A 12,255-nucleotide genomic window follows, 5' to 3' on the forward strand; every position below is an offset into this window, starting at 1 on the left:
GGCGACTCCCCGGCGGGCAGGCCTTCGTGGGCGGCCACCCCATGGCGGGTTCCGAGCGGGCGGGGCCGGCGGGGGCCGATCCTTACCTTTTCCAAAACGCCATCTACGTCCTGACCCCGCTGCCCGAGACTCCGCCGGAGGCCGTCGCCCAGGTGACGGCCATGGTGGAGGCGGTGGGGGCGCTGCCGGTGCGGATGGATCCGTGGCGCCACGACCTGGCGGCGGCCGCGGCCAGCCACCTGCCGCACGTGCTGGCCTCGTGCCTGGTGCAGGCGGCGGCCCGGTGGGAGGCCGAGGGCGTGCCGGTGTTGGAGCTGGCCGCCACGGGCTTTCGTGACGCGACCCGGCTGGCGCTCGGCCACGAGCGGGTCTGGGTGCCCATCTTGATGCTCAACGCGCCGGCCCTGCTCAGGGCGCTCGAGACCCTGCGGCATACCCTGGCGGAGTTGGAGCAGGCGCTGGCGACAGGCGATCGGGCCCGGGTCGAGGCCATCCTGGCCGAGGCGCGCGGCCGCCGGGCGGGCTTGCGGCTGCCGGCCAAGGGGTACGGCCATCCCACGTGGGACCTGGTGGTGCGGCTGGAGGACCGGCCCGGCGCCATCGCCGCCGTCAGCGGCGCGCTGGGGGAGCGCCAGATCAACATCGCCGACATCGAGATCCTGCGGGTGCGGGAGGGGGAGGCGGGCACGCTGCGGCTGGGCTTCGCCTCCGAGCAGGCCATGCGAGCGGCGCTGGCCGTGCTGCGCGAACGGGGGTTGGTCTGTTGGGCGAGATAGAGGCCGAGCAGGGCATGTGGCAGGTCCGGCCGACCACGGGCCTCGGGGGCGAGGCTCGCGTGCCGCCCGACAAGTCCATCTCCCACCGGGCCGCGATGATGGGCGCCATCGCCGAGGGCACCACGGTCATCGACCGCTACCTCGAGGCCGCCGACACGCTGGCGACGCTCGAGAGCCTGCGGGCCTTCGGGGTGGAGATCGACGGGCCGGACGGCCAGGGCCGGGTCGTGGTGCGGGGCCGGCCCGCGAGCCGAGGGGGCCTGGCCGAGCCGGAGCGCCCGGTGGATGCGGGCAACTCGGGCACCACGCTGCGCCTCCTGATGGGGCTGGCGGCTGCACACCCCATCTTCTGGGTGGCCACCGGCGACGCCTCGTTGCGGCGACGCCCCATGGGGCGGGTCATCGAGCCCCTGAGCCGCATGGGGGCGCGCATCTGGGCGCGGCAGGGCGATCGGGCGCCACTGGCCATGCGGGGCGGGCCCCTGCGCGCCATCGCCTGGAGGGGCCCGGTCGCCAGCGCCCAGGTCAAGTCGGCCGTGCTGCTGGCCGGGGTGCAGGCCCGGGGCGTCACCCGCGTCGACGAGCCGGCCCTCAGCCGGGATCACACGGAGCGGATGCTGCCCCTCTTCGGCGTCCGGCTGTTCGCGGGGCCCGGGTGGGTCGAGCTCGAGGGGCCCCAGACCCTGCAGGGGTGCCATCTGACGGTGCCGGGGGATCCGTCGTCGGCAGCTTTCTTGTGGGTGGCGGCGGCCATGCATCCGGGCTCCCGGGTGCGGGTCTCGGGCGTCAGCCTCAACCCCACGCGGGTCGAGGTGCTGCGGGTGCTCTCGGAGATGGGGGCGCAGGTGCAGGTGGAGCCCGCCTCGCCGCCGTCGGCGCCCGAACCGTGGGGTGACGTCACCGTGGTCGGCCCCGAGCGGCTGCGTCCCTTCCGGATCGCCGGCCGCCGCGTGCCGCTGCTCATCGACGAGCTGCCGGTACTGGCGGTGGCGGCCCTGCGGGCGCAAGGCACCTCGCTCATCCAGGAGGCGTCCGAGCTGCGGGTCAAGGAGTCGGACCGGATCGAGGCGCTGGCCCGCGGCCTTGCGGCGCTGGGGGCCCAGGTCGAGGCGCTGCCGGACGGGTTGCGCATCGAGGGTCCCCAGCGCTTCCCCGGGGGCGTGGCCGACTCCTGCGGGGATCACCGGCTGGCCATGTCGCTGGCGGTGGCGGCCCTGGCAGGAGACGGGCCTTCGGTGGTGAAGGGCTCCCGTTGCGCCCGGATCTCGTTTCCCGGCTTCGCGGAGGTCCTGGACCTGCTCGCGCGGGCGGGGGGCGGGCGTATCGAGGAGGCAGCGTAGATCCGACCATGTCCCACCATCGGCCCGGGTGCCGGCGGGAGTGGATCGCCGTCGACGGACCCGCCGGCGCAGGCAAGAGCACCCTGGCCCGCGCCCTGGCCAGGGCGCTCGGCTTTCGGTACGTCGACACCGGCGCCATGTACCGGGCGGCCGCGCTGGCGGCGTTGCGAGCGGGGCTGCTGGCGCACGAGCCCATCGACGCCGACGCCGTCGTCCGTCTGGTAAAGCGGCTCGACATCCGCATCGGCACGGAGCCGGAGGGGGACCGCCCGGCTCCGGTCTATCTGGACGGCGAGGACGTCAGCGAGGCGGTGCGCTCCCTGGAAGTGGGGCAGGCGGCCTCCGCCATCGCACGGCTGGCCGGGGTGCGTCGCATCCTGGCCGGTCTCCAGCGGCGCCTGGCCGAGGCCGGCCCCTGCGTCATGGAAGGGCGCGACATCGGCACCGTCATCCTGCCCGAGGCCTGCGTCAAGCTGTACGTCACCGCATCCCTCGAGGAGCGAGCCCGCCGCAGGGCCCGCGAGCTGGCGGCCGACGTCCCGGGCGCCGGGGACCCGGGAGGCAGCGAGGCGGGGGTCGAGGCGGTCATGCGGGAGCTGGCGCGGAGGGACCGGCAGGACAGCTCCCGGGAGACCGCCCCCTTGATGGTGGCGCCCGACGCGGTTACCCTGGACACGACAGGCCAGGATCTGGCCTCGGTCCTCCAGCGCGCCCTCGCGATCTGTCGCGAGCGTCTCGGAGGTGGCCCGTGACGTTCTATCGCATCGTCCAGCGGATCGTGAGGCCCATCCTGTGCGGCTACTTCCGGGTGCGGGTGGTGGGCATCGAGCGGCTGCCCAGGAGCGGGCCCGTGCTGCTGGCCCTCAACCACTTGAGCATGCTCGATCCCATTTTGGTGGGGGCGGTCATGCCGCGCCCCATCTGCTTCATGGCCAAGGAGGAGCTCTTCCGCTACCCGCTGTTAGGGCAGGTGCTGCGCTGGGTGGGCGCCTTTCCGGTACGCCGGGGAGAGCCGGACCGGGAGGCCATCCAGCACGCGTTGCGGTGCCTGCGGGAGGGGCGGGTGGTCGGCATCTTCCCCGAGGGCACGCGCAGCCTGGACGGCCGGCTGCTGGAGCTGCACGGGGGCACGGCGCTGCTGGCTCTCAAGAGCGGGGCGCCCATCCTGCCGGCGGCCATCACGGGTACCGAGCGGGCCATGCCCAAGGGCACCTGGTGGCCCCGACGGGTGGCCGTCGAGATCCGGATCGGCCAGCTGCTGCCCGTGGAGCCGGGACCTGCAACCGCCACCAAGGCCCGGGTGGCCTCCACCAGCCGGCGGCTGGCCGACAGCCTCAGCGAGCTGCTGGGGCAGACGCTGGTACAGCAGCCGGGTGGATCCGGGCTGGCTTGAGACTTTCCAACCGGCCCAGCGATGCTCGCCCGCTTTTCGTGATCGTGCGCCCCCTTTCAAGGAGGAATCCCGCGCGGGGGTCACGAATAGCGGGCCGTGTGGGACTTGAGTCACGGGACGACGAGGTGTCGCAGGAGACGTGCGCCCGCCACGAGACGCGAGGACGGGTCCCAGCTCCGCATCGCTTCCTCTCCCGCCCTTCAACTCTCCAGGGTCATGCCCGGAGCTTCGAGGTCGTAGCCCGAGGGGGTAGGGTCATCCATGGGGTTTGCATTGGGTCAAGGTGAAACAGGCGCCATGCCCTCCCAGCCGGCATCGGCGCAGCCGGAGGCGGCCGCGGAGCTGCCGACCGCGGCCGGCGAGCAGGCGGCCGCGCTCGAGACGGTCGAGTCGCTCCAGGAGACCAACGCCCAGGATGCCATGGAGCAGGCGCTGGCCGCGTTGACGCCCGGGCGCGTCGTGCGGGGCCGGGTGGTCCAGGTCTCCGCCGACGAGGTGCTCGTCGACGTCGGCTACAAGGGCGACGGGCGCATCCCCATCCACGAGCTGGGGCTGCGATCCGGCCAGACGCCCGCCGACATCCTCAAGGTCGGCGACGAGATCGACGTCTGGGTGTTGAAGGTGGACGAGGAGGGAGGCGTCCTCCTTTCCAAGCGCCGCGCCGATGCGGAGATGACGTGGCGCCGCCTGGAGCGGGCCCAGCAGGAGGGGACCATCCTCGAGGCGCGGGTGACCGAGCGGGTGAAGGGCGGGCTGCTGGTCGACGTCGGGGTGCGGGGCTTCGTGCCGGCCTCTCACGTGGCGCGGGGCTACGTGGACAACCTGGAGCAGTTCGTCGGGCAGACCCTCCGGTTGAAAGTGGTGGAGGTCAACCGCAGCCGCCGCAACGTGGTGCTCTCCCGCAAGGAGGTCCTGGAGAAGGAGTACGAGGAGGCCAAGGCCCGGCTCTTCTCCACCCTCAAGGAGGGTCAGGTGGTGGAGGGTGTCGTGCGGCGACTCACCGACTTCGGGGCCTTCATCGACCTGGGCGGCGGTGTCGAGGGCCTGCTGCACATCTCCGAGATGGCCTGGAGCCGGGTGCGCCACCCGTCCGACGTCTTGCACGAGGGGCAGACCCTCAAGGTGATGGTGCTCAACGTCGACCGCGAGCGGGAGCGGATCTCGCTCGGCCTCAAGCAGGTGCTGCCCAACCCGTGGGACACGGTCGGCGAGCGCTACCACGTGGGCGACGTGGTCGACGGCGAGGTGACGCGGCTGGTCGACTTCGGGGCCTTCGTGCGGCTGGAGGACGGCATCGAGGGGCTCGTGCACATCTCGCAGCTGGCCGACCACCACGTCACCAAGCCCCAGGAGGTGGTCTCGCCGGGCCAGCAGGTGCGGGTGCGCATCCTGAGCGTGGATCAGGCGGCCCGGCGGATCGGCCTGTCGCTGCGGGAGGCAGCGCCCAAGCGGGAGCCGCGTCAGGAGCCGGCGACCTCCCACGGCACGGCCGAGGCGCCCACCATCACCATCGGCGAGCTGTACGGCAACCTGGGCGAGGTGCTCAAGAACGGCGGCCAGCCGACCCGGACCGCCGGGCGGCAGGCCGGCTCGCCGGCCGACGGCGCGGGCGACTGAGCCTCCCCGCAGGTTCGGACCGAGCATACGAGCAGGGCGCATAGGAGGCAGGGCCGGCTGGCAGCCGGCCCTTTCGCTTGCCAGCATAGGCGCGCCGGGGAGCGGAGACGTTGGGGGCAGAGGAGGCGAGTCCTAGCCCATGCCGCTCCCGACGGGTGTCATCGTCCTGGTGGTGGTGGCTGCTCTCATCTTCTTCGGCCTCGCCCATCGCGCCCTGGACCGGCTGCGCCTCACCGACGGGCAGGCCCTGCTCGTCATCGCGGCCATCATCGCCGGCAGCTTCATCGACCTTCCCCTGATGCGCACTCCCTTCACCCTCAGCGTCAATGTCGGCGGCGCTCTCGTCCCGCTGGCGCTGGTGGTCTACCTCTTGTGGCGGGCGGACAGCTCCGCCGAGCGCGTGCGGGCCCTGGTCGGCGCCGTCATCACGGCGGCGGCCGTGCTGGCGGTAGCCTCCATGACCGACTTCGAGCCGGGCCGCGCCGACTTCCTGGATCCCATCTGGCTCTTCGGAGGGCTGGGGGGTGTGGCCGGCTACCTGGTCGGCCAGCGATCGCGCCGGGCCTCCTTCGTGGCCGGTAGCCTGGGCCTCCTGCTGACGGACCTGGTGCACGCGCTCCAGGTGGCGCGCCTCGGCCAGGCCGCCACGGTGATGATCGGAGGGGCCGGGGCGTTCGACATGATCGTGCTGGCGGGCATCCTGGCCCTGGGGCTGGCCGAGGTGGTGGGGGAGGTGCGGGAGCGGCTGTCGGGCGGGCCCGGGCCGGCCGCGCTGCTCCTGGCGGTCGCCTCGGCCTCGCTCGTGGCGGTGCTGTGGGCGGCGACGGGCCTGACGGCTCCCACGCCGGTGCCGGCGGCCTCTGTCGGCGGCGCCGAGGCGGTCGAGCACGCCGACGCCTACTACACCCTGGTGCGGCCGGACGGCTCGGTGCTGACGTACACGGCGCGGCGTCTGACCGTGGGCGACGTCTACATCGACGCCGCCAACCGCCGCTGGGAGGTGGAGGGGGTCCAAGGCGAGCGGATACGCGTGCGCGACGCCGGGCTCGAGCCCATGCCGCAGGCCAGCTCCCTGCAGAGCTCGGGACTGCCCGTGCCGGCGGCCCTGGGCGTCCGACGGGGAGCCGACGTGGCCATCTACTTCACCCACTCCGACGAGTCGTACGTGCCGACCAGCGGCACGCCAGCCAAGTGGTGGGGCGACATCTACCAGGTAGGCGAGACCCTGGCCGAGGAGCTGCGCCGCCTGGGCCACCGGGTCCAGGTCTCCCGCAACAACCACAACCCCCACGACGGCCAGGCCTATACGCGGTCGCGCCGCACGGCCATGCAGCTGATGCGGGCCCAGCCGGCTCTGCTGGTCGACATCCACCGGGACGCGGTGCCGCCCGAGGTCTACGAGACCGAGGTGAAGGGCCAGCCGGCCACCAAGGTGCGGCTGGTGGTGGGCCGCCAGAACCAGAACATGCAGGCCAACCTGGCCTTCGCCAAGCAGATCAAGGCCACCGCCGACCGCGAGCTGCCCGGTCTCATCGAGGGCATCTTCATCGCCCAGGGCGACTACAACCAGGACCTGATGCCCAGGGCCATCCTCCTGGAGTTCGGGGCGCACACCAACCCGCTGGAGCTGGCCCAGACCGGGGCCAGGCTCTTCGCACCGGTGCTGGCCGCCGCGGGAATCGGCCGGCCGGGCTCCCGTGAGGTGGGCGCTGGCGCCTGGCGCAGCGCGGGGGTGCTGGTGGTGGCCCTGCTCGTCGGGGCGGTCGGGTTCCTGGCCCTCAACGCCGGCAGCGCGGACGCGGTGAGGTCGGCCATCGTCCGATGGTGGCGGCGCGTGGCCCCGGCCGGTCAGGATGGCCCGGCCGACGACGGCCAGCCCTGACGGGGTGACCCCGGCGGGATGGATGGCGTGGTCTGGGACGTCGTGATGGGCTCCCTGGCAGGGACGGCCCTGCGCATCTACACCTTGCGGGTCGACTACCGGCAGTATCCCAGCTATCCCCAGGGCTACGCCATCCACCTCTCGATGGGGCTCATCGCCTCGTTCTTGGGGGCGCTGGCCTTCCCGGCGCTCCTGGCGCGGGAGTTCGCGGCGGCCTCCTTCCTGGCGCTGGCCGCCACCCAGTTTCGCGAGGTGCGCAAGATCGAGCGGGAGGCCCTCTCCCGGCTGGAGGAGACCGAGCTGGTGCGGCGCGGCGCGGCCTACATCGAAGGCATCGCGCGGGTCTTCGAGACCCGCAACTACCTGGCCATGCTGGTGGCCCTGCTCGACACGGTGGCGCTGTGGCTCGTGCGCCCCTCCCCGGCCGGCGCCGCGGTGGTGAGCGCCGTGGTCGCGACGGTGGCGGCGGTCAGCATCGGCCGCAGCGCCCGCGGATCCACCGTCGGACAGATCGCGACGGTGCGGCCGGCGCGCATCGAGTTCGACGGGCCGCTCTTATCGGTCGAGGGGGCCGTCCTGGTCAACGTGGGGCGTCTGCAGGCCCGTGAGATCTACCTGCGCCAGGGCGTGGCCGCCATGATCGAACCCCGGGACCGCGCGGCCGCGGCGACGCTGGCCAACCCCGGCCAGCGCCAGGCCATCCTGCACGACGTGGTGGCGCGGGTGGGCGTGCGCATGGACATCGACGAGCCCGAGTTCGCACCCATCTCGCGCCGTCACGTGGAGAGAGACGCCGTCGTCGTGGTGCTCATCCCGCAGGCGGGGGGCTTCGAGGAGGTGGCCCGGGCCATCGGGAGCGTGCCGGTGCTGGAGAGCAGCGTGCGCCTGACGGGCCGGGACGTGCAAACGGGTGGGGCCGGCAGCCTGGTCCCGCGTCATCTCGACACCGACGCCCCACGGACGGCTCGGAGGGGGTGAGGGCGGTGGGCGACATGCGGGTCCGCGCCAGCGAGTGGATCCTGGCCATCGTCACCACCGACCCCGACTACCGGGCGACGGGGGCGGCTCCCGTCTTCTACGCCCGGGACCGGGACGACCTGGAGCGCATCGCCCTCTACCTCAGCCGGGTGACGCTGGGCTCGGCGCACGAGATCCAGCCCGGCACCCTCGTCATCATGCGCCACTGACGGCCGTGCAGACGGGAGGATGCCCGTGCCCATCGTCTACCACTGCTTCGGAGGGGCGCACTCGTCCCCGATCGCAGCCGCCATCCACCTGGGGATGCTCCCGCTGGATCGCATCCCGCCACCGGAGGCCATCCGCGGTGTCCCACACTTCGACGCCACGCCGTCGGACCAGTGGGGCATGCTGCTGCCCATGGGGCAGGATGCCCACGGCCACGCGGTCTTCGTGATGGGCCATGGGCCTCACGCCAGGGTGGCGCTGCAGGCGCTGCTGGACGGGTACCGCCTGGGGGGCGGCGACCCGGAGCAGCTGATGGTGGTCGACACGTTACGCTGCGTCAACGTCTGGATGCGCCTGGGGGGCTACCTCTCCCGCCGGCTCGGGCTGGTCAGGCTCGGTCGGCCTCTGGTAATCTGGGGGACGAGGCGGGCGTACCCTCGGCTCGCATCGCTGGTGCGACAGACCGTGGCGCGCTGTGGCGCCACCCACGCGGCCGGACGCCCGCGGCCCTGAACCGGCCCGATCCCCTGGAGGCGACGGTGTCGACACGCGACCGGCCGTCGGAGGCCCCGGCGGCTACCTCGGGCCCCACCGTGGCCATCGTAGGGCGCCCCAACGTGGGCAAGTCCACGCTCTTCAACCGGCTGGCGGGGCGCCGCCTGGCCATCGTGCACGAGCAGCCCGGGGTCACCCGGGATCGCCTGCGCGCGCCCGTGCGATGGAAGGGCCGGCTCTTCTGGGCCGTGGACACGGGCGGCCTGGTGGATCTCCAGCCGGGCGCGGACGTGGGGGGTGCCATCCTGCGCCAAGCGGCCGCCGCCCTGGAGGAGGCGGCGGTGGTGCTCTTCGTGGTCGACGCCCGCGCCGGGCTGCTGCCGGGCGACCAGACGCTGGCCCGGTGGTTGCGGCGTCTGGGCAAGCCCGTGCTGGTGGTGGCCAACAAGGTGGACAGCACCGCCGTGGAGCCCGCCGTGCACGAGTTCGCGGCACTGGGGCTGGGGGAGATCCTGCCCGTGTCGGCCGCCAACGGGCGCAACGTGGGCGACCTGCTCGACCGGGTGGTGGAGCGACTCGAGCAGGCGGCCGACGCCGTCCCGTCGCTCGCCGCCGAGACGCCGGAGGCGGTGCGCGTCGCCATCGTGGGCCGCCCCAACGTCGGCAAGTCCTCCCTGGTCAACGCCCTGGTGGGCCACGAGCGGGTGGCCGTCCACGAGGAGGCCGGCACCACCCGAGACGCCGTGGACGTCTCGCTGGAGTGGGAGGGGCGGCTCGTCACCCTGGTCGACACCGCTGGCATCCGGCGCAAGGCCCGGCCCGGGGCGGCCGACCTGGAGCAGCTCGCGGTGAGCCGGGCGCTGGCGGCGTTGCAGCGTTGCGACGTGGCCGTGGTGGTCATCGACGCCGCCGAGGGCGTCACCTTCCAGGAGGCCCGCCTGGCCGGGCGTGCCGCGTCGCTGGGGCGGGCCGTCGTGCTGGCCGTCAACAAGTGGGATCTCATCGGGGAGCGGGCGGGGCGGCCCGAGCGCTTCACCGAGGAGGTGCAGACCGCCGCAGCTCGCCTGTACTGGGCACCCGTCTACTACGTCTCCGCCCTGAGGGGCTGGCAGGTCCAGGCCCTGCTGGAGGGTGCCGTGGCGGCCGCCGACCGCCGGCGCCAGCGCCTGGACCCCGGGCAGCTCCGAGCCGTCATCGACCGCGCCCAGGCGCAGCACCCGCCCTCGGGACGAGGCCGCCGGGGCGTGCGCATCGTGGGGGTGCGCCAGTTGGACGGCCCACCTCCGACCCTGGCGCTGGCGCTACGCGGCGCCGCCCAGCTCCCGGTGCCCTACCTGCGCTATCTGGAGCGCCACCTGCGCCGCCACTTCGATCTGACCGGCACGCCCGTCCTGTGGGTGCAGGGGCCGGACGCGCGGCCCCGCCGGGCCTGAGTCCCATCGGCCGTATCGCCCTCCTCTCGCGTCATACCCCCGGAGCCTGACCCATAGCATGTAGCAGCCGTCCGAGCGGCGCGCCCGCGGTCGGGAGTCACGGGCCGCTCGGGTGCAGAGGGGCGTGCGACTGCCGTGGAGCGCTTCGATGTCTTCCGGGACATGGCCGAACGCACGGGCGGATGCATCTACGTCGGGGTCGTGGGGCCGGTGCGTACCGGCAAGTCCACCTTCATCCGGCGGTTCATGGAGCTGCTGGTGCTCCCCGCCATCCACGACCCCGACCAGCAGTCCCGCACCCGGGACCAGCTGCCCCAGAGCGGCGCCGGTCGCACCATCATGACCACCCAGCCCGACTTCGTGCCCGACGAGCCGGTGGAGGTGGTGCTGCAGGAGCCGATCCGGGTCAAGGTGCGGGTCGTCGACTGCGTCGGCTACACCGTGCGGGGCGCCCTGGGCTACGAGGAGGAGGGGCGGCCCCGGATGGTGCGGACGCCGTGGTTCGAAGAGGAGATCCCTTTCGAGCAGGCCGCCGAGATGGGGACGCGCCGGGTCATCACCGAGCATTCGACCATCGGGCTGGTGGTCGTCACCGACGGCTCCATCACCGACATCCCTCGCGAGGCGTACCTGCCGGCGGAGGAGCGGGTCATCTCGGAGCTGCGCGAGCTGGGCAAGCCCTATCTCGTCATCCTCAACTCCACCCACCCCCGGGAACCCGCCACCCAGCGCCTGGCCGCTGACCTGGCGCAACGCTACGGGGTGCCGGTGCTGCCCGTCGATGCCCTGCACATGCAGCACGACGAGCTGCTGGCCATCCTGCAGGAGCTCTTGTGGGAGTTTCCCGTGCGCGAGGTAGGGGTCGTCCTGCCGCGGTGGGTGGAGGAGCTGGCCGACGACCACTGGGTGCGCCGCCAGCTGTTGGAGGCGGTGCAGTCGCACCTGCACGACGTGCGCCGGGTGCGGGACGTGCGCCAGGCGGTCGACCAGCTCCAGCGCCACGAACTGGTGGAGTCGGCTTCCCTGGTCGAGATGGACCTGGGGTCGGGCTGCGCGACCGCGGAATTGCGCACGCTCTCGGCGCTCTTCTACCGGGTGCTCAACGAGATCACCGGCACCCAGGTGGAGAGCGACGCCGACCTGGTGCGGCTCTTGCAGGAGCTGGTGCGGGCCAAGGAGGAGTTCGACTACCTCAGCGAGGCCCTCGCGCAGGTGCGCGCCACGGGGTATGGCGTCGTGACGCCCCGCAAGGAGGAGATCACCTTCCAGCAGCCGGAGCTGATCCGGCAGGGGCACCGGTTCGGGGTGAGGCTCAAGGCCAGTGCGCCCACCATCCACATGGTGAGGGCCGACGTGACGACCGAGGTGACTCCCTTCGTGGGCACCGAGCGGCAGGGGGAGGAGTTCGCCCGCTACCTCTCCAGCCTCTTCGAGGAGAACCCCGAGAAGCTGTGGCAGTCGGACTTCCTGGGGCGGTCGCTGCAGGAGCTGGTGCGGGAAGGGATCCAGAGCAAGCTCCATCGCCTGCCCGAAAACGCCCAGCAGAAGCTGCAGGAGACGCTGACCCGCATCATCAACGAAGGAAGCGGCGGCCTGATCTGCATCATTTTGTAAGGGGGATTTTTGCAGGCAGCGACGGCCTTCGGCAGGAGGATGCCAGCGAACAGCGAAACAGCGCGCCGGACTAATTTCCAGCCCGCAAAGGCCCGTGGTGCCAGCATCGGCGGGCGCGCCGCATACCGGCACCGGCGAGAGGGCAAGATAGGGCGTGCCTGACGGCGCTATCACGAGCCTGAGCGGCAAGGGCTTGACGAGCCTGGCGACAAGGGCGAAAGGGGTTGAGCATCTTGACGAAGGCCGAGCTGGTTGACAAGATCGCCGACAAGACCGGGCTCACCAAGAAGGACTCCGGCCGCGCACTGGACGCCGTCTTCGAGGCCATCACCGAGGCGCTGGCGCAGGGGCAACGGGTCCAGCTCGTGGGCTTCGGCAGCTTCGAGGTGCGCAAGCGGGCCGCCCGCAAGGGCCGCAATCCGCAGACGGGCCGCGAGATCCAGATCGGGGCCCGGGTCGTGCCGGCCTTCAAGGCGGGCAAGGCCCTCAAGGACGCCGTGGCCCGGTAACGGCCCCTTCG

Annotated in this window: 12 protein-coding genes; all 12 read left to right on the top strand. The window is 72.7% G+C overall.

Features of this window, described 5'->3' with window-relative positions; translation table 11 throughout:
- The first annotated feature begins 26 nt into the window (after window positions 1–26).
- The 12 genes from VLY81_RS07055 (at window position 27) to VLY81_RS07110 (ending at window position 12,244) form a co-directional block, all read left to right on the top strand.
- Complete coding sequence (locus VLY81_RS07055) at window positions 27–776, top strand: prephenate dehydrogenase/arogenate dehydrogenase family protein (protein ID WP_324670311.1); 750 nt, start codon at window positions 27–29, stop codon at window positions 774–776.
- Window positions 764–2,116 carry a 3-phosphoshikimate 1-carboxyvinyltransferase gene (gene aroA, locus VLY81_RS07060; RefSeq protein WP_324667463.1) on the top strand — a complete coding sequence of 451 codons (1,353 nt, stop codon included), beginning with the start codon at window positions 764–766 and terminating at the stop codon, window positions 2,114–2,116. Before VLY81_RS07055 ends, aroA begins: the two co-directional genes overlap by 13 nt.
- 8 nt (window positions 2,117–2,124) lie before the next feature.
- Window positions 2,125–2,868, top strand: coding sequence for a (d)CMP kinase (cmk, locus tag VLY81_RS07065; RefSeq protein WP_324667464.1), 744 nt, complete (start codon window positions 2,125–2,127; stop codon window positions 2,866–2,868).
- On the top strand, window positions 2,865–3,509 hold the full coding sequence (locus VLY81_RS07070) for a lysophospholipid acyltransferase family protein (RefSeq protein ID WP_324667465.1): 645 nt from the start codon (window positions 2,865–2,867) through the stop codon (window positions 3,507–3,509). The genes cmk and VLY81_RS07070 overlap by 4 nt, the downstream gene beginning before the upstream one ends.
- A gap of 297 nt (window positions 3,510–3,806) precedes the next feature.
- Window positions 3,807–5,126, top strand: a complete 1,320-nt coding sequence (gene rpsA, locus VLY81_RS07075) for a 30S ribosomal protein S1 (RefSeq protein ID WP_324667466.1) — start codon at window positions 3,807–3,809, stop codon at window positions 5,124–5,126.
- A 139-nt stretch (window positions 5,127–5,265) separates the two neighbouring features.
- Complete coding sequence (gene spoIIP, locus VLY81_RS07080) at window positions 5,266–7,008, top strand: stage II sporulation protein P (protein WP_324667467.1); 1,743 nt, start codon at window positions 5,266–5,268, stop codon at window positions 7,006–7,008.
- Between the two features lie 18 nt (window positions 7,009–7,026).
- A complete protein-coding gene (locus tag VLY81_RS07085) occupies window positions 7,027–7,986 on the top strand; it encodes a YIEGIA domain-containing protein (protein ID WP_324667468.1) in 960 nt (319 codons plus the stop codon).
- A 14-nt stretch (window positions 7,987–8,000) separates the two neighbouring features.
- Window positions 8,001–8,195 carry a capping complex subunit for YIEGIA gene (locus VLY81_RS07090; RefSeq protein ID WP_405001346.1) on the top strand — a complete coding sequence of 65 codons (195 nt, stop codon included), beginning with the start codon at window positions 8,001–8,003 and terminating at the stop codon, window positions 8,193–8,195.
- Window positions 8,196–8,220: 25 nt separating this feature from the next.
- On the top strand, window positions 8,221–8,706 hold the full coding sequence (locus VLY81_RS07095) for a DUF3189 family protein (RefSeq protein WP_324667470.1): 486 nt from the start codon (window positions 8,221–8,223) through the stop codon (window positions 8,704–8,706).
- Between the two features lie 26 nt (window positions 8,707–8,732).
- A complete protein-coding gene (gene der / locus VLY81_RS07100; RefSeq protein WP_324667471.1) occupies window positions 8,733–10,121 on the top strand; it encodes a ribosome biogenesis GTPase Der in 1,389 nt (462 codons plus the stop codon).
- 135 nt (window positions 10,122–10,256) lie between these two features.
- Window positions 10,257–11,735 (top strand): stage IV sporulation protein A, encoded by a 1,479-nt coding sequence (gene spoIVA / locus VLY81_RS07105; RefSeq protein ID WP_324667472.1) that lies wholly within the window; start codon window positions 10,257–10,259, stop codon window positions 11,733–11,735.
- Window positions 11,736–11,965: 230 nt separating this feature from the next.
- Entirely contained in the window at window positions 11,966–12,244 is a 279-nt protein-coding gene (locus VLY81_RS07110) for an HU family DNA-binding protein (protein ID WP_405001347.1), read from the top strand.
- Window positions 12,245–12,255 lie beyond the last annotated feature (11 nt).

The organism is Limnochorda sp. LNt, from assembly GCF_035593265.1.
GTDB classification, from domain to species: domain Bacteria; phylum Bacillota; class Limnochordia; order Limnochordales; family Geochordaceae; genus Geochorda; species Geochorda subterranea.

What these genes read in the sequence shown, in the direction of transcription:
- rpsA (WP_324667466.1), top strand. Translation starts at nt 3,807, where the DNA reads ATGCCCTCCCAGCCGGCATCGGCGCAGCCGGAGGCGGCCGCGGAGCTG.
- VLY81_RS07090 (WP_405001346.1), top strand. Translation starts at nt 8,001, where the DNA reads ATGCGGGTCCGCGCCAGCGAGTGGATCCTGGCCATCGTCACCACCGAC.
- spoIIP (WP_324667467.1), top strand. Translation starts at nt 5,266, where the DNA reads ATGCCGCTCCCGACGGGTGTCATCGTCCTGGTGGTGGTGGCTGCTCTC.
- cmk (WP_324667464.1), top strand. Translation starts at nt 2,125, where the DNA reads ATGTCCCACCATCGGCCCGGGTGCCGGCGGGAGTGGATCGCCGTCGAC.
- VLY81_RS07085 (WP_324667468.1), top strand. Translation starts at nt 7,027, where the DNA reads ATGGATGGCGTGGTCTGGGACGTCGTGATGGGCTCCCTGGCAGGGACG.